Raw genomic sequence first — 23,810 nt, 5'->3', positions numbered from 1 at the left:
GTATTTATGCAAACGTGGAAAAGCTACAGGGTGTATTATCAGTTCCAGCCGGGCTATGACGGACTGATTCTGCTGCTGGCCGAACAGCTTGAGCGGCTCGCGGCCAGGGGAAGAATCTCGAAATGGTTCTTTCTGAGATATTGGGAAGACGGCCCGCATATCCGGGTACGGTATCTGATGGATGGAGAGCTTGGCGAAGAAGAGCTGTTTGACAAGGTGAGAGCATATATTCAGCGCTATCCCTCGATCCGCAAGCTGAGCAAGGAAGAATATTTCCAGGGCCATAAATTCGACGGGGAGCCGCTTGAGCTGCAGAATCTGGACTGGTATGAGGAAGGCGAGATCATCAGTAAGCTGTATGAACCGGAAGTTGAGCGATACGGCGGTGCTTCACTGATGCCGCTGACGGAATCTCTGTTCATGGAGTCCAGCAGGCTGGCCGCCGGTATCCTGGAGCTGACGGCAGGCAGCACCTTCACCCGGCGCCTGCTTACGGGAATGCGGGTGCTGGAAGAGCTTGCGGAGAGTATCTTTACCCGAATTCCCCGCCTGGGGGAGGTCCATTCCTTCTACCGCAAGAGTGCGGAGAGCTGGCAGCGGTTGTATCAGCTCGGCGACATGGAGCTTACATCCAAGCTTGCCCGCTGGTGTACGGCGCACCCCGACTGGCGGGATTCAGTGGATAGTCTGCTATGGAGCCAGGGTAATTATCGTTGCCTGCGGAATGCTCTGCTGGACGGCTATGCTGCCATTGCAGCAGCGGAGCAGAATGAACAGCGGATAAGATCCATCCTGTATTCGCACCTGCATATGCTGAACAACCGCTGCGGAATTAGTCCTGAATATGAATATGCGCTGTACCGGACGCTCTGGAGTCTCACAATCAATCAGGAGGTGGGTTCAAATGTTACCGTCCCATAATCAGATATCCGAGTTCTATGATTATGATCTGCTGTTCGAGGAAATAGCCGGGGAGGAGCCTCGTTCTGTGGCCTGGCGATTCAACCAGCGGCCGCTGGACAACTACGAGTTCCCCGGCAATGAAGTCCCGCTGGAGGAATACCTGGACAAGGTCAGTCTGGAGCGCGGCCCGTCTCTGCCGGAGAAATATGAGGTACGGCTCGATAAGCTGCTGCTGAAGCGCAGATCTACACTGCTGGGCCAGATGGGGGTGTCCTGGTCGCTGGACGAGCTGGCTGCCATGCTGAGCTGGTCCGCCGGACCGCGCGGTGAGGACCGGCATATGGGAAGTCATCATGCAGGCAAGCAGATCTCCATGCGGACCTACCCTTCGGGCGGTGCGATGTATTCTATCAAGCTGTACATGTATATCCGTGGAGTGGAAGGGCTTGAGGACGGTGTGTATTATTATGCGCCGCTGCAGCAAGAGCTGTACCGTTTCCGCAGCGCACTGCCGCCGGAAGAACTGGAGCATCTGTTCCCCATGACCCTGTACAAGACGGATGCGAGAAGTCTGGCGCTGGAGGGCGCGTCCATTCTGCTGTTCTTCATGGCGGATTTAACATACAGCTTCAAGAAATACGGCCGTCTGGCCTATAAGCTTGCCTTGCTCGAAGCCGGCCATATTGCCCAGAATGTACAGCTGATCAGCACCGCAATGGACAAGAATACGCTGCCGATCTGCGGGTATTTTGCGGACAAGGTAGAGGAGCTTCTGCTGCTAAGGGAGCATAAATACCAGCACTGTGTGTATGGCATAGTGCTAGGCTAAACGAAGGAGGAGAAGGACATGTTGAATGCTTTTTTTGAGCTGCAGGCAGCAGAAGATACGCTTCAGGTCATGAACTGCTACCGCCGGACCAGCCCGCTCTACACGATCTCCCACCGTGATCCGGTGCGGCTGAAGCGGGTACTTGAAGACCGTCAGCTCTCTGCCGATTCCAAGGGAGCGGGGCGGCTGTATGAGAATGGCATCCTGGTGGACCCTGTCCATCTGGCGGTGCTTGAGCGCTTCAAAGAGATGTTCGCGGGTGTGGATGCCGACGTTGACCCGTATGCATTATCACTCGTACTGACCCGCGGGTATCTGCGCTCCGAGATTCGGGTCATCCGTTATGCCGGAGCAGCTGTCCCCTTTGCTTATGCTGCGGCACCGTTAATCAAGGATGAGAATGCCCCGCAGCATCATCTCGTCATGTACAGTGATCCCTCGCAGCTGCGGAGATTGCGAGAGGAGGTTGACTTGACACGCAGGGATACTATATTTCTCTGCCGGGTGGCCGAAGGGGAGATTACGGAGATCGGGCCGGTGTATGCACTGCATCCATCCTTTTGCTTCGACTGCCTGATCGATAGGCTTGAGACCTATCATATCCGCTGGACAGGCCCCCTGGCAGGGGAACGGTCTGCTGTGCTGGAGGAGGAATTCCTGCGCGCGCTCGTCGATCATTACAGCTCATACATTACGCTCCTCTCTAATGTACATGAGCGTAAAATGATATTAGATGCCAGTGCAAAGCATTACACCAGCCTCATTTCCCCGCGTTCCGCTCACTGCCAATGTCAAAAATAGAGAATGAGAGGGTTTCTTTTACAGGAAAACAATGGAATTCTCGGACGGTATCTATTAAAATGAACCATGAGAAGCAGAAGATGATAGACGCAGATGCGGGGGACGGTTCATGGAGTATTTTATGGGAAATGTCATGTCCGAATTTCAGACTCAGATCGACCGGTATTTCCGGGTGAAGCTGCTGCACGAAGCTGCCCAGGCGGCCATCAATATGAAGTGTTCAGAATCATTGCTGTTTGGCAAAATGACCCTTCTGCACTACCGGATGTTCGGCGGGGAGGATTCCGGGATCTATAAAGCGGCTGCCGCGGTGGAAATGATGATTCTGGCGCTTGATATCATCGATGATATACAGGATGAGGATCATGCGGATATGCCGTGGTGCCAGATGCCAAAGGAGATCGCTCTTAATCTGGCCCTCGGCTTCCTCAGCCTCTCCCAGGAAGTGCTGATGGATAGCGACATGCCTGACGAACACGCCAGGAGCATTGCAGCATTATTCAATAATCAGCTCCTCGCAGCGATTAATGGACAGACTCTTGACCTGTTGAATGAAATGGAGACCGAAGAGGATTACCTCATCATGGTGCGGCAGAAGTCAGCGGCCCTCCTTGTGTGTGCCTGTATGACCGGTGTCATTCTGGCTACAGGAAGTGCGGATCAGCGCGTAGCCGAATATGCCGAAGAGATTGGAATTGCTGCCCAGATTAAGAATGACTACCGGGATCTGTTGAACTGGGAAGGCAAAAATGATTTCATCCGCCGCAAGCGGACGTTGCCTTTGCTGTTCCTGCTTGCGGAGATCGGGGAGAACGATAGGTGGATTGCAGAATACTTTGCCGGCGGCCTGGAGCCGGAGGATGTGCTGCACCGGTTCGCCGAATTCGGCGAGGCTGTGGAACGTACGGGCACCCAGCTGTATACCTCGGTGCGGATGCGTTCGCATTATTACCGGTTCCTGGATGTCATTAACCGTATGGAGCTGGACTCCAAATGGCGGGACCTCATTATTGAGGCCGCAATGTAGCTCACGGAACCCCGCAATACCGCATGCGGAATACCGTAACAGATTGGCGGTAATTACGGGCCACAATGTCGTTTTGCTCAGGGAGAGAACCTGATATATTGGTTGCAGGAAGAAGAAACGAGCCAATAATAAGGGGGAGCAGATTATGTTACAAGAAATCATTCGCAAGTTGGTACAAGAGCCGGGGTCCCTGATGCAGCTACAGAGCGGACAGCTCCAGCTTGCCGGAATGTCTGCGCTGGAAGAGCGGGCGCTGATGGATGTGATGAACAGCCGCGATAAAGATCATGGCCAGACTCTTCTTAGAGAGATGTACTGGTGTTAAGAGCTTACAATATATTCCTGGAGGCTTGTCTCATTGCCTAAACTATCTAGCCATCATCCCAAAATTATAGCGGGCCTGTCCCTGTTTATCCTTCTGGCCATGTATTTGGCCTATGTGATTCTATCCCGTCCTGTGATAGGCATCGATGTGAAGTTAACGCCGCAAGGCAGGGTTACGGTAACCAGCGTTGCAGCAGGCAGCTGGAGCGAGCAAAAAATTCACCCCGGAGATACGGTTCTTCAGGCTAATGGGGAGGATCCGCTGCTTCTGGAGACGATCCGCAAATATAACAGTATTGAGAATGTGGATTCACTCGTTATTGAGCATACGGGACCGGAGGGAAATTCGGTGACCACCAGCATGGAAGTGGAGCCGGGCTTGTCTGCGCATGAGCTGATCTTCCGCCTGCTGATCCCCGGCATTTCTTTGCTGCTGCTCTTCGGGTTCTCCGTATACGTATACCGCAAAAAGCGGAATGACCGGGCTGCGCTGCAGCTTATCCTGTTCTTTCTCAGTATCGGGTTAAGCTACTTCAGCTCAACGCCCTCGGGGATGGCGGATAAGGTAGGGAGAGTATGCCTGGGTACCAGCTTCGCTGTCGTTCCCGTTTTTTTCGTCCACTTTATGCAGGTCTATCTTATGCGGTTCAAGGAGCCGTTCCTGTCCAGAGCCGTTCTGAAAGTGATGTATGCCTGTGCAGCTCTGGTGAGTGTGCTGATGTTTCTGGATGTGGCGCTGACGCGGCGGATTCATCCGCTCGAAACCCAGACGCTGCTGATCTTTTTTGTAGCCGCCAATTTCCTGATTGTCTATAAGCTGATCTCTGGCTTCCGCAAGCACCGGACGGGTGAGTTGCATACCTTGTTCAAGTTTGCCTTGACGGCGCATACCGTAGCTTTTTCACCGTTCCTGCTGTTTAACGCTCTGCCGGGGCTGTTTGGCGTGACGTTTATTTCTGCAGAAATGACCGCGATCTTTGTATATGCGATTCCTGTCGTATACTTCTATCTTTTTGTTACCCATAGACTGTTTGATATTGATTTTCTGCTTAACCGGCTATTTTATTATACGGCGCTTTCGCTGGTTCCCGCGCTGCTGATCCTTGGGGTGATGGGGCTGCTGATTCACCAGAATCCGTACGGCTGGATTGTCTGGGTTCAAATTTTTCTGGCCATCTATCTGATGATTACGCTGTTCCTGTTCTTCAAGGAACTGATGGATTACCGGCTGCGCCCGTATTTCATGAAGGATTTGCAGGATTTCCAGGGGAGCATTGACCGTTTCGCCAAACGGATCTCGAAGGTGATGAAGCGCTTGGATCTGGAGCAGATTCTGGAGCGGGAGACCCTACTGGTGCTGCCGGTCCGCAATGTTTCTTTTTTGGAGATTACGCGCGGGGATGAGCAGAGTCAGGTTAGTGTTACCAGTGACGGGAGAGCCGATCCCCAGATTGAGCGGGACCTGGAGCAGGCGGTAAATGGTCTTGCTGTTGGTGAAATGACCCGGATGTACCGGGGGATCTGCCTGGTGATTGGAAATTATGGCCCCGCCCGGCATATTCTCTGGATCGATGACAAAACCAATTACACGAGCTTTAACTATGCTGAAAAAAACTGGCTGAAAACCATAGCGCATTACAGCAGTATAATCTATGAGAATCTGTATCTCGTAGCGGGACTGATTGAGAATCTGGAGGGTGAAATCAAGAACCGTAATGCGCTGGCGCCGCCATGGGTGCTGCGTCTGATCTTCACCTTGTCCGAGAACGAACGCCGCCGGCTGGCCTCCGACCTGCATGATGCAGCGCTTCAGGACCAATTGATCTGGTACCGCAAGCTGGAGTCGCTGATGCTGGATTATCCGATGGAGCCGGGCCTTCTCGTGCAGCTCGATCAGATTAAGGAGGGGCTGCTGGATGTCATACACCAGATCCGGCAGACCTGCAATGAGCTTAGGCCGCCGCTGTTAATGGAGATGGGCATTGTGGAAGCCTTGAAGCAGTTGATTCAGCAGGAGCAGATCCGTTCCGACTACACGGTGGAGCTTCAGACGGAACCTGATACCATAGAAATGGATGATGTCCAGATTCTGGCGGTGTACCGCATCGTTCAGGAGCTGCTCAGAAATGCTGACAAACATGCCAAGGCCTCACATATCATATTGTCGCTGGAATCCCATAGCGGGAGATTATACTTCTATTATAAGGATAACGGGAGAGGGCTGGATCTCAAGGAGCTTAAGGATTCATTCGGCCATATGGGGATATCCGGTATTCAGGAGCGTGTGCGGAGTCTGGACGGCGAGATCAAATTTGTATCGGCGCCGGATCAGGGATTTGAAGTACGGCTTGTGCTTCCGCTGGCAGCCGGCATTGAAGAGGGAGGTTATGATGATGATTCGTATATTACTGGTTGACGATCATCCATCGGTCTGCGAAGGGACCAAAACTATGATCGAGCAGGACCCCGAAATGGACGTAACCGTGTCGTACAGTTCACCGGAGGCGCTGGAAATGGCTGCATCGGGGGAATACGACCTGATGCTGTTTGATCTGAATATCCCTGTGCTGAGCGGACTTGAGCTGACCAAGAGACTGATCGGCATCAACCCGGAATTTCGGATTCTGATCTATACGGGCTACGAAATTAGCTCGAACTTCAACATTCTGGTGGAAGCCGGGGTCTCTGGCATCGTCAGTAAAACAGCGAGCAGAGAACAGCTGCTTACCGCCATCCGCTGTGCGCTCCGGGGAGAATCCGTCATTCCTGTCAGCCTGCTTAGGCAGCTTCGCCGCAGTGACATGCGGGTGTCTGCCTCCCGTGATGAGCAGCAGATGGAAGACATCTCTATTAACGAGCGGGAGCAGGAGATTCTGCAGGAGGTAGCGGAAGGCCGCAGCAATAAGGACATTGCCAGTAAGCTGCTGATGAGCCAGCGTACCGTAGAGTATAATCTGACCCGGGTGTTCGAGAAGCTCGGCGTCCATTCCCGTTCCGAGGCTACAGTGAAGGCCAAGCAACTGGGACTAATCGGAGACCGGAATTTTTTATAGATCCCGGGCTTCTGGCAATATGAATCAGCGGATGCTGCTTCGTTTCAACTGTCCCCCCGCTCATACCAATACCCCGGTACACCCCGCGCAAGACGCAGCAGCGCCTCCAGGAAGAAGTAATCGCCCCAGATCATGAAGTCATCCGGGGAGGCGTTGCCTCTGACGGAATAGGAGCCGTGCCGCAGAAATCCCTCTTCTAATGGGTGGCCTGCGGTGAAGTAGTGATTGATCAGCGAGTCCATGGATTTGTTCACGGCGTCCCTGAAATAGTCCCGGTCCGGATCATTCTCCGGCAGATGCTCCAGCAGCTCCAAGAGACCGCATACGGTGATGGCGGAAGCGGAGCTGTCGCGCGGGGTGCCTTCCTGCTGCGGGGCATCGAAATCCCAATAGGCGACATGATCGGCGGGGAGATGCTCCACGAAGTAGCGGGCCATTCTTTTGGAGGTTTCAAGATAATGCGGATCTTGGAAGCTGCGGTAAGCGAGAGCGAAGCCGTAGACGCCCCAAGCCTGGCCCCGTGTCCAGGTGGAGCCGTCCTGATACCCCTGCGCCGTCCCCCCGCGAAGGGCATCCCCCGTCTGCTGGTCGAAATAAAAGGTATGGTAAGAAGAGTCGTCGCCCCTCACCAGGAAGCGGCGGCTTGTCTCGGCGTGAATACGGGCAGCCCTGGCATAGACCGGGTCGCCGGTCTGTTCGCTGGCCCAGCAGAGGAGCGGAAGATTCATCAGGCAGTCGATGATGATCCGCCCGCCGTTGTCTTCATCGCCCTCGGGTCCCCAAGCCTGTAACAGCTGCGGACCGGGGCGCCAGCGCTTCATCAGCTGGTCCGCTGCCTGAAGAGCGAGCAGACGCGAGGCTTCATCCTTGTCTGCAATCCAGCGGGCCTTGGCCGAGAGCGAGTACAGGAAGCCGATATCGTGGTGATCCAGCGCCTGCCCGTCCAGCATGCGCCCGCTGAAGGAATCTGTCGCCTGGATGGCGGCGGCATGAATCTCCGGGTCCTGGCTGTATTCATAGCTTAGCCACAGAATGCCGGACCAGAAGCCCTCCGTCCAGTTGGTGTGGCCTGTCAGATGGTATTTGCCGTCCCCCATACTTACAATCGGATAACCCTCTCCAAATCGCTTCACATTAAGCCGCGTAGTCGTAAGCGTCTGCTCAATCGTCTGCTCCCAGTTCATCATACCCGCCATAACCTCCATCATATCGCTATAGTGTGCTTAACCATATTATAAGCCGATCAAGCTGTAGGTTTGTTGCACAGAACTATAGTTATATTGCGGATCTGCTATGAACGGACGTGCCCGTAGACGCTCCAGCTGTTGACTAAATGACCGGCGGCGAACAGACAGGCCGGAACAACGAATAACCAGGACTGGAGCCATACGCCAAGCAGCAGGAAGTAGAGGGCCGGGAAGACGGCCATCGGAACGGGGATACCCAGCCAGGGCTTGAACAGCACCGCAAAAGCTCTCCCGCTCCGGTAATAGCGCACCCAGCAGCCATAGTACACCAGCATGCAGAGTGCCATCAGTATGGCGGATACTCCCAGGGGCTCAGCAGCAATCATTCGGCCGAAAAGAATGGGCATCATGAAGCAGGTGATCTGGCCTGCCCGCTCCAGGAGCGTAAAGATCAGCGGGACGGAGTCCAGGGAGCCGGGAACACTCCGGGGCGGGAAGAATATGAATATTAGATTCGGCAGTAATACGAGTAAAGAGATGATAAAACCTTGAGCATGCAGTCCCATCGCAGAAATCCGCCTTCCTGAGCATTGATAGTGGCCGTACCTGACAAATACATAGCATAACTCTATAATTGCATTATATATCCTAGAGAGTCTGGAGCGGGAGGAAGATATGCAATTTCAACCTATATATGAAGACGGAGAATTAATTATGCCGAAGCTCGAGCTTGATCTGTCAGCGAGCCCTTCGGTTGGTATTATCACAGATTTGAGGCGCAAGCAGTTATTAATGGAGCAATTGTCCCGGGAATCCGGCAATTATTTGTCGTGGGCCGGGCAGAACGAATATATGCGGTTGACGGTAGAGGAGCTAATCTCGTTTCTGATCCGAATGTCGGGACGGGAGGAGCGGGCGGCTGTGTTGACTGATTATTTTGCGCTGAAGGAGGAACGTAAGGTCAGATTGATGCAGCTCAGCTCTTCGAAAAGGGTGTATGTGACCCTGCTGCGGGCCTTTTTCGCCCATCAGTCCACGCTCGTATTGGAGGAGCCGTATTTCTATCTGGAGGAGCAGGACCGCCGCCAGCTGAAGCGGATACTGGATGACCTGTCGCAGCAGAAAAGGATACTCATTCTGACCTCGAATCTGGAGGATGCGCTGATCTCCTGTGATGTCATCTACCGGCTGAGCGGGTCCGGGCTTCATCAGCTGGATATCCGCGATTCGGAAGAGGAGAAGCAGGAGGCAGTGAAGCAGGATGAGGCCAACATCACCTTGCAGAAGATCTCGACCAAACGGGAGGATAAGGTGATTTTATTTGATCCGCCCGAGATTGATTTTATTGAAAGTGTAGAAGGCTCTATCCTGGTACATGTCGGCGGCGAGCATTACGACTGTACCCTGACCTTGACCCAGCTTGAAGCGCGGCTGCTGAATTTCGGCTTCTTCCGGTGCCACCGGTCCTACATCGTCAATCTGCAAAAGGTACGTGAGATCATTACCTGGACGAAGAACAGCTACAGTCTGCGGCTGAACACCGGCAAGGAGGCCGTGGTTCCGTTATCCCGCTCCAAATTGCAGGAACTTAAGGCGCTGCTTAAGCTGTAAAAGGTACCGTTCAGGCCGGAATGGGTACAATTCACCCGGTTTTGGTGGCTGAAAGGCTGAATTCTGGATAACGTTAAGTCATCAACAACATAAGGATGTGGTGAGATGGCGGTTATTCAGGTAGAACAGGTCCGCAAGACCTTCGGGGCGAGAGATGCGCTGACAGAGGTGTCCTTCAGTATTCCAAAAGGGGAGATTTTCGGGTTCCTCGGTCCGAGTGGTGCAGGCAAAACCACCTTGATTAAGATTCTGACTGCACAGCTGAAGCCGACAGGCGGAGTGGCCAAAGTATTCGATCAGCCGGCGGAGGCGATGCAGCAGTCGGCCCAGAAGATGCGTTTTGGCATTCTGACCGATAACAGCGGCTTGTACGAGCGGTTGTCCATCGAGGAGAATCTGGAGCTGTACCGGAAGCTGTACGATCTTCCCCGCTCTGCGGTGGAGCAGGTGCTGCAGTTCGTTAATTTAAGCAGTGAGCGCAAGAAGAAAACAAATACGCTGTCCAAAGGGATGCGTCAGCGGGTGATGCTGGCCTGCGCCATTATCCATGAGCCGGAGCTGTTGTTCCTGGATGAGCCGACCTCGGCACTGGACCCTGTGAATTCAGCGCATATCTATAAAGGCTTACGTTATCTGAATGAGAAGGGCACCACCATCTTCATCACCACGCATGATATGGCGGAGGCGGAGCTGCTCTGTAACCGTGTAGCAATTCTCTATCAGGGACGCATCCAGACCATCGGCTCACCAAGGGAGCTGAAGCGGCAGCACCGCGAGAACCTGATCCGGGTGGAGCTGACCAGCGGAGAGGCTTATGAGCTTCCGGTGGATGGGGACACGGCGGACCGGATCGCGGATTGGATGAAGCGGGGACTCATTGAACGGGTAGAGACGAAGGAACCTAGCCTGGGTGATATTTTTATCAAAATGACGGGAAGTGAGCTGCTATGAACATCTCCTATAAGCGGGCCAGCGCGATCTTTGTGAAGGATTATAAGGAATTCTCGCGCAATTATGCGCTGTCCATTATGCTGCTGTTTCCGATTCTGTTTGCGGTGCTGTTCAAAAGCGCAGGTGCATCCTTGCCGGGAGCTGCCGGATTTCTGTTCAACAGCTCGTTTGTTCTACTGACCTGCTTCGCCCAAGCTTGCCTGATTGCGGAAGAGAAGGAGCGCAACACGCTGCGTACACTCATGCTGACACCGGCTACAACAATGGATGTGCTGATGGGTAAAAGCAGTCTGGTCTTTGTCATGTCGACGGTGGTTCTCGCCATTTCTACACTATTGTTTGGCTATGAGCCTGCAAATATAGGGGTATTCGTAGCCGCGATCGTTCTTTCCATTGTTCTCTACACGGCAGCCGGGACGATCTGCGGTCTCTATTCCAAAACCTTACTGGATGCGTCCTTATCGATCATTCCGGTAGCCTTCATCTTCATGGGCGCACCTTGGGGTGCCGTACTGGCGAAGGATTATCCGGTGTTCGGGGTGCTGGATTACATGCCAAGCAGCCAGCTGGTGCACTTGCTGAACCTGAGCCCAGCAGGTTATTCGGCGGGAGAGGTGTGGCCGCCTCTTCTAATTATTGCGGCGTGGACAGCCGTGCTGACCCTTGTGTCTGTGGTGCTGTACCAGAAGCGGCTCCGGGACGAATAGGCTGGCGGGGCTGTGACAATTCGTGGTGCGGGCTGTCCTTACAGCCGGGCAGAAGGCTAAATAGCCGCTCCGGGAGGAGCGGCTTTCTTGGTGTACAGGAATTGCGCAGGTGCATGGCCCGAATGTATGCGAAAAACAGCATACATTCATTGTGCTCGCATGCAGGTGCATGGCCCGAATGTATTTGAAAAACAGCATACATTGTGCTCGCATGCAGGTGCATGGCCCGATATATGCGGAAAACAGCATACATTGTGCTCAAATGAAGGCGCATGGCCCGAATGTATGCGGAAAACAGCATACATTGTGCTCAGATGCAGGCACATAGCCCGAATGTATGCGAAAAACAGCATACATTCTGCACGCACGCAGGTAATCTTATTCATCCGTTAGGATGATTTTGTTCCGCGTGCGTACAGCAAGCGCCAGGCTTTTACACCATATTAGGAATCTCTACGGCAGGGTCTGTCTCAGCTTCATAGTCTACGCCTTCGGTACGGAAGCCGAACAGATGGAAGAAGTCGTCCTGATAGCCTGCCAGATCCGCCAGCTCAGGCACATTATCTGTCTCCAGCTCATTCCAGCGTCTCATGACCTCGATCTGCACATCCTCGCGCATCTCCCAGTCGTCAATGCGGATCAGGTGGCTGCCGTCCGCAGCCGCTTCACCGCCGTTATACAGATGGTCTGCGAACAGACGGTACATCTGCTGGATGCAGTTCTCGTGCAGCTCCTTCTCCTTCATAACTCTGTACAGGGCGGAGATATACAGCGGCACCACCGGGATCGCAGAGCTGGACTGGGTAACCAGTGCCTTATTCACGGATACGAAGGCCCGGCCGCCGGTGGCGGATAGCTGCTCGTTCAAGGCAATGGCGGTCTGCTCCAGATGGTTCTTCGCCTGGCCGATAGTTCCGTCCTTGTAGATAGGATGCGTAATCTTAGGTCCGATATAAGAGTACGCTACGGTAGTTGCTCCCTCAGCAAGCACACCGGCCTCCTGCATCTGGCTGATCCACATGCCCCAGTCTTCCCCGCCCATCACGGCGATGGTCTGGCGGACTTCATCCTCTGTAGCCGGTTCAATGGTAACGGTGGAGACCTCTCCGGTGTGGAAGTTCATCGTCTTGTTCGAATAGGCTTGGCCTACTGGCTTAATCACCGAGGAGAACACTTCTCCGGTTACCGGATGGGTGCGGCGCGGGGAGGCTACGCTGTACACGACCAGATCAACGGTGCCGAATTCGGCCTTGATCAGCTCGATTGTTTTGGTCTTGATTTCATTCGAGAAGGCATCGCCGACGATGCTGAAGGATTTCAGCCCCTGCTTGGCCGCTTCACGTTCAAAGGCAGCAGAATTGTACCAGCCTGCGGAAGCGGTGCGGGTGCCTTCAGCAGCCTTGTCAAAGAAGACGCCGATGGTGTTCGCGCCTGCGCCAAAGGCAGCGGCAATCCGCGAAGCCAGTCCATAGCCTGTGGAAGCGCCGATGACCAGCACGTTCACCGGGCCGGTAAGCTTCTTTTGGGACCGTACATAATCGATTTGTTCCTGTATTTGTCCGGCACATCCCTCCGGGTGAGCTGTTGTACAGATAAAGCCGCGTGTTTTTGGCTGAATAATCATCAAGGATATCCCCTTTGTTTTAGTTTTTAACTTTTTTCGTTAATATAGAGTATAGCAAATGATGGCATAGAAAGATAAGCCTTCAATATAATGAATAGCAATTTTGTAAGCCTGCCGCTAAGAATTTGCAACTTTTCCCAATCTGCAGCGTCATTTGGTAGAGAGGCTACGGAGAAATTTAGGGAGGGCTTAGCATGGGCAAAAGATTATCGACACTTATACTGGCCGTACTGCTCTTGGGCGGCTGCAGTGAAGGAGGTTCGGGCATGAATTACACGGAGAGACAGGCTGCGGCAGCAGGGCTCGATTCGGGTCTGGCTGACAGCAGCAACGGGTTGGGCGTGAAGCTGTTCAGCCAGTTATGGAAGCAAGGGAGCGGGAACCTGACGATCTCCCCGTACAGTGCCGCTGCCGCTCTGGCCCTGGCCTATAACGGCAGTGCCGGAGAGACGGCTGAGGAGCTCGGAAAACTGCTGGGCTATGCGCCGGACGAACGGCAGCAGCTGAATACCGGCCAGCAGTCATTAATGAAGCTCTTGAATGATGGGGGACCGGGCGTGGAACTGAAGATCGCGAATTCAGTCTGGGGTATGAAGGGCCTGCCGCTGCGCAGGGACTATCTCAAGACCGGTAAGGATTTCTATGATGCGCAGATTAAGACTACGGACCTGGCGGCACAGAAGTCTGTGAAGGAGATTAACGGATGGGTGGCAGACCATACGGGGGACAAGATTCAGGAGATGCTCACGGAGCCGCCCGGACCTCAGGCTGTTGCTGTCCTTGTCAATGCGCTGTATTTCCAAGGTGCCTGGAGAGATGTGTTCGAGGAACAGGCTACGAAGCAGGCGGACTTTTATCCTCCGGACGGACCGTCAGTGCAGGTGATGATGATGAAGCGGAGCGGTATGTTCGAGTATGCCGTCCATGAGGATTGGCAGGCGGTAAAGCTTCCCTACGGAGAGGGACAGATGGAGATGGTAGTGGTCCTTCCGGGTGAGCAATCCTCCCTCGCGGAGCTTGTGGGTCAACTGGAGCAGGGGACTCTGCTGCTGGATAAGGGTTTCTCCAGTTCCCGGGGGACGCTGCTGCTGCCAAGGTTCACGGCCAGCTATGGCACAGAACTCTCCAAGGTCCTGCAGACGCTGGGTGTGATGCTTGCCTTTGATCCGAGCCAGGGTGATTTCTCTCTTATGTCGGATCTGGACAGCCCGATCTATTTTGAACAGGTCATCCACAAAACCTATTTCGATGTGAATGAACGGGGAACGGAGGCGGCGGCTTCCACTGTAATTGATATGCGTGCCGGATCAGCGCCCCCTGTAGACCTGCCCTTTGAAATGAACGTCAATCGGCCCTTCCTGTTCATGATCCGGGACACGCAGAGCGGAGTCGTGCTGTTCCTTGGGGCCATTGAGAATCCCCAGCGTACGGATTGAATCCATGCTGGGATGAATTTCAAGCATTTACGCATAAATGATCCCTTCACAGGTCACAATAGGAAAAAACCAGAATGAAGGGATTAACGTGAATGCTTTTCGCCTGAAAAAACAACTGTGGCGGCGGTGGAGACGCTGGAAAAAAGCTCCCTGGGTAGGTGCGGCATGCCTCGTGCTGACGTTACTCGCCTGGCGCGGCATGCAGGTTCCGGAAGAGATCAGCACGCTGCTTAAATCTTCGTCATTCCTGAGCAGCAGCGCAGGGCAGAATCTGGAGCCCGGAAGCAGCTTACCGGCTGTAGCCGCCGTATATAACCATACAGACGATGATGCTGAAGAGGATGCCGCCGTGATGAACAGTCAAGAGCTGCTGAAGGCTGTGGGCAAGGAAGCCATCAGCAGAACGGTGCATCTTAAGACCCTCTATGTAGCCGGTGAAGAGGTGCAGACCCTGCCCGGCAAGCAGACTCCGGCTCAGCTTAGCGAGCTGATTGTCCGGCATGCAGGCTGGAGCGGCTGGCTCAGCCGGGAAGGGGACCTGTGGCTGGAGCAGCGGGTCAATGATCTGTCGCCGCTGACCAAAAAAGAAGCCTACTTCGGGGTGGACGAGCAGGGCAATCTGACCTTGTTCCAAGGCCCGCCCGAGGCAGCGCGGGTCATGAAGACCTTTTTCCAGATGGACATGGGCTCGATCAAATCCTCTTTGCCCAAGGGCATCTGGGAGCAGCTCCATCAGGGCATCCGGGTGCAGGATCTGGAGGAGTACAACAGCGTGCTCTCCACCTTCAGCGACTATGCTCGTGATTCCTCTGAACAGGTGATGCATGCGGAGTGAGGGAGAGACTATAGAAGACTCGCGGCGTGCAAGTGGCCTGCGGGTCTTTTTGTGCGGGGAATGAAAGGGAAAAATCCCATTGGTGATGCGGGAAGTGGGGCGGATAAGTAAATGAAGGGGATAAATCCCGTAGGTTCGGCTGAAAGTGGGCAAACGTGAAATTTAAAGGTATAAATCCCATAGGGTGGCGCCAAGTGCGGCTAAATGAACGTAGTGAGGAGCATTAGTGCCCCTGAATTCAACGAAAGCGGGCCAACTGAGCAAATGAGGAGCATTAATGCCCCTGAATTCAACGAAAGCGGGCCAACTGAGCAAATGAGGAGCATTAGTGCCCCTGAATTCAACGAAAGCGGGCCAACTGAGCAAATGAGGAGCATTAATGCCCCTGAATTCAACGAAAGCGGGCCAACTGAGCAAATGAGGAGCATTAATGCCCCTGAATCTCCTGAGCCTGACTGGCAGACATACAATACCGTTTCATTTCCCCGGACAAACTTTTTGTCTCCCGGGGAATTTTTTTTGCTATAATGGGTGGAAGGAATACATATGTTCGCTTTAGGGCCGGACGGATGGATGCAGAGGGCTTGTACCCGCAGGGTTATTCTGCCCCGGTATCTATCCGAAAGTATCCGCCCGGGCATAGAGGAGAGAGAAGGACTTTGCGTATTTTGGGGATTGATCCGGGGCTGGCGATTGTCGGTTTTGGCTTTGTCGATAAGGTCGGCAACAAATTAACACCGGTCCAATACGGCTGCATCCAGACAGAGGCACATACCCCGGAAGAAGAGCGTCTGCTGCATGTCTATGAAGGCATGGTGCAGCTGATTGATAAATATAAGCCGGACGCAGTAGCGGTAGAGAAGCTGTTCTTCAGCCGCAATGTGACTACAGCCTTACCGGTGGCGCAGGCACGCGGGGTACTGATTCTGGCAGCCGTGCAGCGCGGACTTCCGGTGGCAGAATACACCCCGATGATGGTGAAGCAGGCTGTAGTCGGTTACGGCAAGGCGGAGAAGAAGCAGGTGCAGGAGATGGTTAAGCTGCTGCTGAAGCTGACGGCTGTGCCGAAGCCCGATGATGTGGCGGATGCGCTGGCGGTGGCGGTATGCCATGCCCATTCCGTGAGTCTTAATTCCAAATTAAATGAGGTATTGCGAAAATGATAGATTTTCTTAGAGGACCGGTTGCACATTTGGAGCCGGAATACGTTGTGCTGGATGTGCAGGGCGTGGGGTACCGGGTATTCTGCCCGAATCCGTACGCTTTTGCCAAGACTGAGGGTCCGGTGACTGTGTTCATTCATTATCAGACCCGCGAGGATGCTACGCTTCTGTTCGGATTCCCTTCACGCGAGGAGCAGCGCCTGTTCCGCAAGCTGATTGAGGTATCGGGCATCGGCCCGCGCGTTGCGCTGGGCATTCTGACCGGCGGAACGCCGGATCAGCTGATCGCGGCCATCTATCAGGAGAATATCACCTTCCTGACGAAGCTGCCGGGGATTGGCAAGAAGACGGCGCAGCGGATGATTCTGGATCTGAAGGACAAGCTGGACGGCTTCGGCGGGGCAGCCCTGCAGACGGGATTGTTCGCAGTAGCGGCTGAAGCGCAGAGCAAGGCGGAGGCGCTGCCGTGGGAAGAAGCCAGGGATGCGCTGAAGGCGCTCGGTTATACCGATGCCGAGCTGGACAGGGTGCATCTGAAGATGAAGCAGGAAGGCACGGATACCGGACCGGTGGATGTGCTGATGAAGAAGGCGCTGGGGCTGCTGTATACCGCCAAATAGGTCCCTGAAGAACGGAGTGAGGAAGAATGGATGACCGGATTATATCGGCTAATCTGATGATGGACGAGCAGGCGGTGGAATTAAGTCTGCGTCCCCGTTATCTGGGTGAATATATCGGCCAGAACCAGGTGAAAGAGAACCTGAAAATATATATAGAAGCGGCCAAGATGCGCAGTGAAGCACTGGATCATGTCCTGCTGTACGGGCCTCCGGGTCTCGGCAAGACGACGCTGGCCAATATTATTGCCAACGAGCTGGGTGTCAACCTGCGGACCACCTCCGGTCCGGCGATTGAACGGCCCGGCGATCTGGCAGCACTGCTGACGAACCTTCAGGAAGGCGATGTGCTGTTCATTGACGAGATTCACCGTCTGCACCGGACGGTGGAGGAGGTCATGTATCCGGCAATGGAGGATTTCGCGCTGGATATCATGATCGGCAAGGGGCCAAGCGCACGGTCAGTCCGGCTGGACCTGCCGCCCTTCACGCTTATTGGGGCGACGACACGTGCGGGACTGCTGTCTGCTCCGCTGCGTGACCGCTTCGGAGTGGTCAGCCGGCTGGAGTATTACACCATCGATGAACTGAGCTTCATCGTGGCGCGCAACGCTGAACTGCTGGGCATCGAGATTCTGGGCGATGCAGCGGAAGAGATTGCCCTGCGGGCCCGGGGGACACCGCGGATTGCCAACCGTCTTCTGAAGCGGGTACGCGATTATGCCCAGGTCCGGGGCGACGGAATCATCACCCCGGAGATTGCTGCTGAATCGCTGAAGATGCTCCAGGTGGACCCCCGGGGACTGGACAGCATCGACCATAAGATGCTGCAATCCATGATCAGCTCCTTCCGGGGCGGGCCTGTCGGACTGGATACCATCGCCGCTACGATAGGCGAAGAGAGCCAGACCATTGAGGATGTATACGAGCCCTATCTGCTGCAGATCGGTTTCCTGCAGCGCACGCCTCGCGGGCGTATTGTTACGCCTGCAGCGTATCATCATCTTGGCCTTCCGCTTCCCCCGCAGCAGAACTGATTACTGAGAATCCTGCCCATAGTACAACATCTTACGTATTGTTTGGGCTACAAACCGAAGTGGATGTATCATTAATACTTTTTAGGAGGCCTACAATGAAACTTGCGAAGTGGACAACAACAGGAATCGGGCTGCTGGGCCGGGGGGCGCTGGCTGCATTGCTTGCAGTAGGCAGTCTGCTCATTCCGGCAGATCACGCCCGCGCCGATTCCGGCGGGTCGATCCGGGTTGCACTGTATGCCGATATTGGCAGCAAATATAAATCTACCGTACCGCTCGTAACCCTGCAGTCCGAGCAGAGCTTCAGCCTGCTTCCGGCAGCCGGCGGCAGCCCGCTATTGTCGGTTCCAGCCCAGAACAAGGTCCGTGTCAGTCTCGACGGGTACCGGGTGAAGGTGCTGGAGACGCCAAGCTGGCAGACCGCTGCGGATGCGGCGAAGAAGCTCCAGTCTTCTTCCAATAAGCCGCAGATTTTTATGGCTGCGAGAGGCGGAGCCAAGGTATATCAGCTATACACTGGAGGCTATGCCAGTGAGAGTGCAGCCAATAACGGGCTGAACGCAGTCCTCAAGGCCGGTCTGGCAATTCCTGAGGGGCAGACCCCTGCGGTGGCCGGAACCAAGCATCTGTCTGCGGGCTCCTACGCTACACTCGAGGAAGCCCAGGCGGTAGTGGGCAGCCTGACCACTGCCGGCTTAGATGCCTGGCCGGTATTCATATCCGGTGAGGGCGGCAGTGCGCGTACCGAGGTATGGGTAGGCGAGGCGTCAAGTGACAGCGAGCTTGCGGCGGTCTCTGCTTCGGCAGCTGTGCTGCTTCCTCAGCTTGCTCTAACGCCTGTGGCTCCGGGTGCACCCGGAGTAATGATCCGTATGGACGCAGGGCTCGATTTCAACAGCGAAGTCCAGGCCTTTCACTATCTGTTATCCGGAAGTGACGCAAAGTTCATCCTATCCGGCAATGAGAAGGGAATCATGCTAACCGAGCGATCCAAACGGATCTATCGCGGCGATATGGAGCTTGGAAATCTGAATGGTTCATTGTCTGTCATTAACGTGGTTCCGCTGGAGCAATATCTGTATGCGGTAGTGGGGGGAGAAGTATCCTCCGGCTGGCCGGAGGAAGCGCTGAAGGCCCAGGCTGTAGCCGCGCGCAGCTACGCGCTGTCCCAAGGGAACCGCTTCGATGTTGCCAATGTGGTGGATACAACGCTCAGTCAGGTCTATAACGGAATAGGTGCAGAAGCACCCACAATCATCAAGGCGGTCGATGCCACTGCAGGTGAAGTGCTGCAGAGCGGCGGCAAGGTCGTAGAGGCGGTATTCTCGTCGAACAGCGGCGGCGTTACGGCAGACCCGTCGGAAGTATGGAACAGCGGCGGCAACTATGCCAGTGTGGCCAGCGCAGAGGATGTGGCTGCGGTGGGCTCTGCTAAGAAGTGGTACTATGTACTGCTGGACAGCGGCGTCTCCGGCTATGCCCGGGAAGATAACATCAAATTAACAGGCAGCAAGACAGCCGCAGGGCTCCCCATTGCCACAGCCACTGCCAAGGATGTGAATATCCGGCCGCTGCCTGTCGTTGACAGCAGTGCTGCTCCGGCAGGCAAGCTAAATCCCGGACAGAACGCCGTAGTGCTGAATCAGGTCTATGAATCCGGCAGCTACAGCTGGATCAAAGGTCCGTATTCTTCAGCCGAACTGCTGAAGAGCCTGGCCGGCAAGACCAGCGGCACTCTGCCCTCTTCTATAACCACTCTGGAGGTTACCCGGCGCGGGCCATCAGGAAGAGCAGTGGAGGTCAAGGCGAACGGCCAGATCCTGCAGGTGAAGTACCCGGATCTGTTCCGTTCCTCCTTCGGAGGATTGCCTAGCACCTTGTTTGATATTGTACCTGCCGGAAGTTATACTGTATTAGGCGCTGACGGCTCTACAGCTGCTATCGGCAGCACCAGCTCAGCCGGAGTGCTGTCTGCCTCGGGCCAAGTGACGTCCAGCGGCAGCGGTACGGTCGTGATGGGCGCGGATCAGACCGCAAGAGTCGTGACCGGCAGTCCGGGCTTCTATTTCATCGGCTGGGGTTACGGGCACGGACTCGGCATGTCTCAATGGGGCGTGAAGGGAATGGCCGACAAAGGGTATGATTATAAGCAAATATTGCAACACTATTTTAATAACGTTACTATAATTAAGAATTAAGGAATGAAAATCCTATTATGAATGTTGAACTTTATGATTTCAATCTGCCGGAGGAGCTGATTGCCCAGACTCCGCTTGCCGACCGCAGTTCATCCAGACTGCTGCTGGTAGACAAGGAGAACGGGCAACTGGACCACGGTCATTTCACGGATATACTGGGGCAGTTCCGCCCGGGCGATACGCTTGTACTTAATGATACACGGGTTATTCCCGCCAGACTGTTCGGAGTCAAGGAAGATACCGGAGCCAAGGCGGAGGTCCTGCTGCTTAAGAATCTAGAAGGGGACCGCTGGGAGGCGCTGGTGAAGCCCGGCAAGAAGCTGAAGACCGGCGCGGTCATTGTCTTCAGTGAAGAGCTTCGTGCCGTGATTGAAGATGAAGCAGATATGGGCGGGCGGACACTACGCTTCATCTATCAGGGGATTTTCCAGGAGATTCTGGACAGGCTCGGCTCCATGCCGCTTCCTCCTTATATCAAGGAAGCTCTGGATGACCGTGAGCGGTATCAGACCGTGTATGCCCGGCATGAAGGCTCGGCGGCAGCGCCGACAGCCGGACTGCATTTCACCACCGAGCTGCTGGAGCAGATTGCAGCCATCGGTGTGAATATCGTCTATGTCACACTTCATGTTGGTCTCGGGACCTTCCGTCCCATGTCTGTCGAGACTGTGGAAGAGCATGTCATGCATGCCGAGTATTTCGAGCTGTCCCAGGCAGCGGCGGATGTGCTTAATGAAGCCAGAGCAAGGGGCGGAAGAATAATAGCTGTAGGCACAACCTCATGCCGGACCCTGGAGACCGTAGGCAGACAATGCCAGGGCGGGCCGATTGAGGCTTGCAGCGGCTGGACGGATATTTTTATCTATCCGGGTTATGAATTTACTGTCGTTAATGCACTGATCACCAATTTCCATCTGCCCAAGTCAACCTTGGTCATGCTGGTAAGCGCTTTGGCTGGCCGGGAGCTAATTCTCGCCGCATATGAAGAAGCGATTAAGCAGCAGTACCGGTTCTTCAGCTTTGGCGATGCAATGTTCATTTATTAAGCAAGAGGAAGGGTTAAACCAATGGCAGCAATCACTTACGAACACATTAAGACCTGTAAGCAATCCGGGGCACGGCTCGGAAGAGTCCACACCCCGCACGGAATTATTGAGACACCGACCTTCATGCCGGTGGGCACCCAGGCTACTGTCAAGACGATGAGTCCTGAAGAGCTTAAGCAGATGGAAGCACAGATTATTCTGAGTAATACGTACCATCTGTTCCTTCGTCCAGGTCATGAGATTATCGGCGAAGCGGGCGGCCTGCATAAGTTCATGAACTGGGACCGCCCGATCTTGACCGACAGCGGCGGCTTCCAGGTATTCTCCCTGAGCGACATGCGTAAGATCACCGAAGAAGGGGTTCATTTCCGCTCCCATCTGAACGGGGACAAGAAGTTTCTGTCTCCCGAAGTCGCTATGGAGATCCAGAATGCGCTCGGTTCCGATATTATGATGGCCTTCGATGAATGCCCACCTTACCCGGCAGAATATGAGTATGTGAAAAAATCGCTCGAACGTACCACCCGCTGGGCCGAACGCTGCCTCAAAAGCCATGCCCGTCCGAATGAACAGGGACTGTTCGCTATCGTACAGGGAGGCATGCATGAGGATCTCCGCCGCCAGAGCGCGGCTGATTTGACTTCCATGGATTTCCCGGGGTATGCTATTGGGGGACTCAGCGTCGGAGAGTCCAAGCAGCTTATGTATGAGGTGCTGGATTATACGGTTCCGCTGCTGCCGCAAGGGAAACCGCGCTATTTAATGGGCGTAGGTTCACCGGATGCGCTGCTGGAAGGTTCAATCCGCGGAATAGACATGTTCGACTGCGTTCTGCCTACCCGTATTGCCCGTAATGGAACAACGATGACCAGTCAGGGAAGACTCGTAGTGCGCAATGCGCAGTATGCCCGTGATTTCGGGCCGCTGGACCCGGAGTGTACCTGTTACACCTGCCGGAACTATTCCCGTGCTTATCTGCGTCATCTGATTAAGGCCGATGAAACCTTCGGCTTGCGGCTGACAACGTACCATAACTTACACTTCCTGCTGGAATTGATGCGTAAAGTGCGTGAAGCCATCATGGAAGATCGGCTGCTTGATTTTCGCGATGAGTTTTTTGCACAATACGGATTATATGATAATCTAAAAGGCTTCTAGAGAGTACGGAGTGTTCATGTTTATTCTTGAAAGGGGGGAAATGATATGTCACAGTTTTATATGGCGGCAGGTACAGGCGGCGGAGGCAGCATACTGGGTCTGGTAGGTCCGTTTGTCCTGATGTTTGTTGTGTTCTACTTCCTGCTGATTCGTCCGCAGCAGAAGAAGACCAAGGCACGCAACGGAATGCTCAAAGCGCTGAAGAAGGGCGATAAGGTAGTTACCATCGGCGGTCTGCACGGAACGATCATGGAGATTTCGGATGACATCGTTATTCTGCGGGTTAATGATGTAACCCGATTGACGTTTGACCGGGGCTCGATCAGTCACGCAGTTGTGGAAGTAGAAGACAAGATGTAGTAGTTCTCTGCTAAATTACATAAAAATCGGCGTTTCTCTTACGAGAGAACGCCGATTTTTTTATACGTCATATACGGAATTGAGGGCCTTAACGTGTATTGGTGACCCGGCCCCGCACTCTCAAGCCCTGTTCCCCGCTGCGCAGGGTAAGCCTGGCAAGCGGTACGGCGATAGCCGTGGACAGTACAGCCAGCAGGGTGCCGCCAATCATGTCGGTCAGCCAGTGAATGCCGAGATAGAAGATTCCAAACACGATAATAACGGCTGAGATTGTACTGATCACCATCCAGCGGCGGTTGCCTGAGCGGTAAGCGAGCAGAGCCATGGATACGGAGATAGCGGTATGTAGGCTCGGGAAGCAGTTATTGAGGCCGGATAGCGGCCGGTATTCCTGTTCAAACTTCGGGAAAACATCCAGCATGATGAACCGAACCCCGGCAGGCGCATAGGACCACACCTCATTGACCGGAAAGTACAGATAGAACGGAATAGCGATAGCATAGGTTAAAATAATGGTGTAGCAGGTCGCATAGAGGATCACACGGTTTTTGTCCAGCAGATAGATCCCCAGTGAGGCTGCCAGCACGGCCTGCAGCATGAAGATATAGAAGAAGACAATCACCGGTGTCAGCCAGGGAGCGTAGAACAGCTCTTGAACCATCCGGACGAAATGCCCCTCCAGGCCGAAGATAAAACCTGTGTAATCTGCGGTCAGCCGCATCTTTTCTTCGATCTGCAGCTCATATTTATTCAGGGCAAGAATGCTGAACATGCCTATAATAATGAGTGTGAATTTATAGGATCTCAGCAGCTCTCTCCCGATTTCAACTAAGGCCATCAGCGGATTGCGCCGTGCGCCGATCCAAATTAAGATCACAACAATGGCAACGGTATATACAACTACAAGATTCATGGACTGATACAGCAAAGCATTCGAAGCCTC

Annotated in this window: 23 protein-coding genes; 19 read left to right on the top strand and 4 right to left on the bottom strand. The window is 54.2% G+C overall.

The genetic code is table 11. The features are described 5' to 3' along the window. The first annotated feature begins 6 nt into the window (after window positions 1–6). The 7 genes from J2Z70_RS10400 (at window position 7) to J2Z70_RS10370 (ending at window position 6,937) form a co-directional block, all read left to right on the top strand. Window positions 7–921 (top strand): thiopeptide-type bacteriocin biosynthesis protein, encoded by a 915-nt coding sequence (locus J2Z70_RS10400; protein WP_209872377.1) that lies wholly within the window; start codon window positions 7–9, stop codon window positions 919–921. Beyond that, on the top strand, window positions 905–1,732 hold the full coding sequence (locus J2Z70_RS10395; protein ID WP_209872374.1) for a SagB family peptide dehydrogenase: 828 nt from the start codon (window positions 905–907) through the stop codon (window positions 1,730–1,732). The genes J2Z70_RS10400 and J2Z70_RS10395 overlap by 17 nt, the downstream gene beginning before the upstream one ends. An 18-nt stretch (window positions 1,733–1,750) precedes the next feature. Beyond that, window positions 1,751–2,533 carry a hypothetical protein gene (locus J2Z70_RS10390; protein WP_209872372.1) on the top strand — a complete coding sequence of 261 codons (783 nt, stop codon included), beginning with the start codon at window positions 1,751–1,753 and terminating at the stop codon, window positions 2,531–2,533. A 109-nt stretch (window positions 2,534–2,642) separates the two neighbouring features. After that, the gene (locus J2Z70_RS10385; protein WP_051478665.1) at window positions 2,643–3,560 is read left to right on the top strand and encodes a polyprenyl synthetase family protein; all 918 of its coding nucleotides are present in this window, start codon (window positions 2,643–2,645) and stop codon (window positions 3,558–3,560) included. A 145-nt stretch (window positions 3,561–3,705) separates the two neighbouring features. Further along, the gene (gene comX / locus J2Z70_RS10380) at window positions 3,706–3,885 is read left to right on the top strand and encodes a competence pheromone ComX (RefSeq protein WP_209872369.1); all 180 of its coding nucleotides are present in this window, start codon (window positions 3,706–3,708) and stop codon (window positions 3,883–3,885) included. Between the two features lie 33 nt (window positions 3,886–3,918). After that, the gene (locus J2Z70_RS10375) at window positions 3,919–6,300 is read left to right on the top strand and encodes an ATP-binding protein (protein ID WP_209872367.1); all 2,382 of its coding nucleotides are present in this window, start codon (window positions 3,919–3,921) and stop codon (window positions 6,298–6,300) included. Continuing rightward, window positions 6,278–6,937, top strand: a complete 660-nt coding sequence (locus J2Z70_RS10370; RefSeq protein ID WP_209872364.1) for a response regulator — start codon at window positions 6,278–6,280, stop codon at window positions 6,935–6,937. Before J2Z70_RS10375 ends, J2Z70_RS10370 begins: the two co-directional genes overlap by 23 nt. Before the next feature lie 44 nt (window positions 6,938–6,981). Here the strand turns inward: J2Z70_RS10370 and J2Z70_RS10365 are convergent, their stop codons facing one another. Further along, window positions 6,982–8,124 carry a glycoside hydrolase family 88 protein gene (locus J2Z70_RS10365; RefSeq protein ID WP_209872361.1) on the bottom strand — a complete coding sequence of 381 codons (1,143 nt, stop codon included), beginning with the start codon at window positions 8,122–8,124 and terminating at the stop codon, window positions 6,982–6,984. Window positions 8,125–8,228: 104 nt separating this feature from the next. Continuing rightward, the gene (locus tag J2Z70_RS10360) at window positions 8,229–8,690 is read right to left on the bottom strand and encodes a hypothetical protein (RefSeq protein ID WP_209872358.1); all 462 of its coding nucleotides are present in this window, start codon (window positions 8,688–8,690) and stop codon (window positions 8,229–8,231) included. Window positions 8,691–8,799: 109 nt separating this feature from the next. Between J2Z70_RS10360 and J2Z70_RS10355 the strand changes: the two genes are divergently transcribed. The 3 genes from J2Z70_RS10355 (at window position 8,800) to J2Z70_RS10345 (ending at window position 11,393) form a co-directional block, all read left to right on the top strand. After that, a complete protein-coding gene (locus tag J2Z70_RS10355; RefSeq protein ID WP_209872355.1) occupies window positions 8,800–9,735 on the top strand; it encodes a LytTR family transcriptional regulator DNA-binding domain-containing protein in 936 nt (311 codons plus the stop codon). Window positions 9,736–9,840: 105 nt separating this feature from the next. Continuing rightward, on the top strand, window positions 9,841–10,686 hold the full coding sequence (locus J2Z70_RS10350; RefSeq protein WP_209872352.1) for an ABC transporter ATP-binding protein: 846 nt from the start codon (window positions 9,841–9,843) through the stop codon (window positions 10,684–10,686). Beyond that, window positions 10,683–11,393, top strand: coding sequence for an ABC transporter permease (locus J2Z70_RS10345; RefSeq protein WP_036732380.1), 711 nt, complete (start codon window positions 10,683–10,685; stop codon window positions 11,391–11,393). Before J2Z70_RS10350 ends, J2Z70_RS10345 begins: the two co-directional genes overlap by 4 nt. A 433-nt stretch (window positions 11,394–11,826) precedes the next feature. Here J2Z70_RS10345 and fabV read toward each other — a convergent pair whose 3' ends face one another. Further along, window positions 11,827–13,017 (bottom strand): enoyl-ACP reductase FabV, encoded by a 1,191-nt coding sequence (gene fabV / locus J2Z70_RS10340; RefSeq protein WP_036732378.1) that lies wholly within the window; start codon window positions 13,015–13,017, stop codon window positions 11,827–11,829. A 194-nt stretch (window positions 13,018–13,211) separates the two neighbouring features. On the opposite strand from fabV, the gene J2Z70_RS10335 reads away from it, so the two are divergent. The 9 genes from J2Z70_RS10335 (at window position 13,212) to yajC (ending at window position 22,867) form a co-directional block, all read left to right on the top strand. Next, window positions 13,212–14,453 (top strand): serpin family protein, encoded by a 1,242-nt coding sequence (locus tag J2Z70_RS10335; RefSeq protein ID WP_209872349.1) that lies wholly within the window; start codon window positions 13,212–13,214, stop codon window positions 14,451–14,453. Window positions 14,454–14,541: 88 nt separating this feature from the next. Beyond that, window positions 14,542–15,288 (top strand): BofC C-terminal domain-containing protein, encoded by a 747-nt coding sequence (locus J2Z70_RS33860; protein WP_209872346.1) that lies wholly within the window; start codon window positions 14,542–14,544, stop codon window positions 15,286–15,288. Window positions 15,289–15,947: 659 nt separating this feature from the next. Then, a complete protein-coding gene (ruvC, locus tag J2Z70_RS10325) occupies window positions 15,948–16,451 on the top strand; it encodes a crossover junction endodeoxyribonuclease RuvC (protein ID WP_036690559.1) in 504 nt (167 codons plus the stop codon). Then, entirely contained in the window at window positions 16,448–17,071 is a 624-nt protein-coding gene (gene ruvA / locus J2Z70_RS10320; RefSeq protein WP_209872343.1) for a Holliday junction branch migration protein RuvA, read from the top strand. Before ruvC ends, ruvA begins: the two co-directional genes overlap by 4 nt. A gap of 26 nt (window positions 17,072–17,097) precedes the next feature. Then, window positions 17,098–18,105 carry a Holliday junction branch migration DNA helicase RuvB gene (gene ruvB, locus J2Z70_RS10315; RefSeq protein WP_036732369.1) on the top strand — a complete coding sequence of 336 codons (1,008 nt, stop codon included), beginning with the start codon at window positions 17,098–17,100 and terminating at the stop codon, window positions 18,103–18,105. 95 nt (window positions 18,106–18,200) lie between these two features. Further along, window positions 18,201–20,303: a SpoIID/LytB domain-containing protein gene (locus J2Z70_RS10310; RefSeq protein WP_209872340.1), complete on the top strand. Its 2,103-nt coding sequence runs from the start codon at window positions 18,201–18,203 to the stop codon at window positions 20,301–20,303. Window positions 20,304–20,320: 17 nt separating this feature from the next. Further along, a complete protein-coding gene (gene queA, locus J2Z70_RS10305) occupies window positions 20,321–21,349 on the top strand; it encodes a tRNA preQ1(34) S-adenosylmethionine ribosyltransferase-isomerase QueA (RefSeq protein WP_209872337.1) in 1,029 nt (342 codons plus the stop codon). Window positions 21,350–21,370: 21 nt separating this feature from the next. Beyond that, entirely contained in the window at window positions 21,371–22,507 is a 1,137-nt protein-coding gene (gene tgt / locus J2Z70_RS10300) for a tRNA guanosine(34) transglycosylase Tgt (protein WP_209872334.1), read from the top strand. A gap of 45 nt (window positions 22,508–22,552) precedes the next feature. Then, a complete protein-coding gene (yajC, locus tag J2Z70_RS10295; RefSeq protein WP_036732365.1) occupies window positions 22,553–22,867 on the top strand; it encodes a preprotein translocase subunit YajC in 315 nt (104 codons plus the stop codon). 88 nt (window positions 22,868–22,955) lie between these two features. Here the strand turns inward: yajC and J2Z70_RS10290 are convergent, their stop codons facing one another. After that, the gene (locus tag J2Z70_RS10290; protein ID WP_245368126.1) at window positions 22,956–23,795 is read right to left on the bottom strand and encodes a phosphatase PAP2 family protein; all 840 of its coding nucleotides are present in this window, start codon (window positions 23,793–23,795) and stop codon (window positions 22,956–22,958) included. Window positions 23,796–23,810 lie beyond the last annotated feature (15 nt).

This window comes from Paenibacillus silagei, assembly GCF_017874735.1.
GTDB classification, from domain to species: Bacteria; Bacillota; Bacilli; order Paenibacillales; family Paenibacillaceae; genus Paenibacillus_AQ; species Paenibacillus_AQ silagei.
The sequence above is the reverse complement of the archived record's forward strand: the minus strand, read 5'-3'. Positions and strand labels throughout refer to the sequence as shown.

Excerpts from the sequence above, each read along its gene's own strand:
- J2Z70_RS10400 (WP_209872377.1), top strand. The coding sequence starts at position 7 with ATGCAAACGTGGAAAAGCTACAGGGTGTATTATCAGTTCCAGCCGGGC.
- J2Z70_RS10395 (WP_209872374.1), top strand. The coding sequence starts at position 905 with ATGTTACCGTCCCATAATCAGATATCCGAGTTCTATGATTATGATCTG.
- J2Z70_RS10390 (WP_209872372.1), top strand. The coding sequence starts at position 1,751 with ATGTTGAATGCTTTTTTTGAGCTGCAGGCAGCAGAAGATACGCTTCAG.
- J2Z70_RS10385 (WP_051478665.1), top strand. The coding sequence starts at position 2,643 with ATGGAGTATTTTATGGGAAATGTCATGTCCGAATTTCAGACTCAGATC.
- comX (WP_209872369.1), top strand. The coding sequence starts at position 3,706 with ATGTTACAAGAAATCATTCGCAAGTTGGTACAAGAGCCGGGGTCCCTG.
- J2Z70_RS10370 (WP_209872364.1), top strand. The coding sequence starts at position 6,278 with ATGATTCGTATATTACTGGTTGACGATCATCCATCGGTCTGCGAAGGG.
- J2Z70_RS10365 (WP_209872361.1), bottom strand. The coding sequence starts at position 8,124 with ATGATGAACTGGGAGCAGACGATTGAGCAGACGCTTACGACTACGCGG.
- J2Z70_RS10360 (WP_209872358.1), bottom strand. The coding sequence starts at position 8,690 with ATGGGACTGCATGCTCAAGGTTTTATCATCTCTTTACTCGTATTACTG.
- J2Z70_RS10355 (WP_209872355.1), top strand. The coding sequence starts at position 8,800 with ATGCAATTTCAACCTATATATGAAGACGGAGAATTAATTATGCCGAAG.
- J2Z70_RS10350 (WP_209872352.1), top strand. The coding sequence starts at position 9,841 with ATGGCGGTTATTCAGGTAGAACAGGTCCGCAAGACCTTCGGGGCGAGA.
- J2Z70_RS10345 (WP_036732380.1), top strand. The coding sequence starts at position 10,683 with ATGAACATCTCCTATAAGCGGGCCAGCGCGATCTTTGTGAAGGATTAT.
- fabV (WP_036732378.1), bottom strand. The coding sequence starts at position 13,017 with ATGATTATTCAGCCAAAAACACGCGGCTTTATCTGTACAACAGCTCAC.
- J2Z70_RS10335 (WP_209872349.1), top strand. The coding sequence starts at position 13,212 with ATGGGCAAAAGATTATCGACACTTATACTGGCCGTACTGCTCTTGGGC.
- ruvA (WP_209872343.1), top strand. The coding sequence starts at position 16,448 with ATGATAGATTTTCTTAGAGGACCGGTTGCACATTTGGAGCCGGAATAC.
- ruvB (WP_036732369.1), top strand. The coding sequence starts at position 17,098 with ATGGATGACCGGATTATATCGGCTAATCTGATGATGGACGAGCAGGCG.
- J2Z70_RS10310 (WP_209872340.1), top strand. The coding sequence starts at position 18,201 with ATGAAACTTGCGAAGTGGACAACAACAGGAATCGGGCTGCTGGGCCGG.
- queA (WP_209872337.1), top strand. The coding sequence starts at position 20,321 with ATGAATGTTGAACTTTATGATTTCAATCTGCCGGAGGAGCTGATTGCC.
- tgt (WP_209872334.1), top strand. The coding sequence starts at position 21,371 with ATGGCAGCAATCACTTACGAACACATTAAGACCTGTAAGCAATCCGGG.
- yajC (WP_036732365.1), top strand. The coding sequence starts at position 22,553 with ATGTCACAGTTTTATATGGCGGCAGGTACAGGCGGCGGAGGCAGCATA.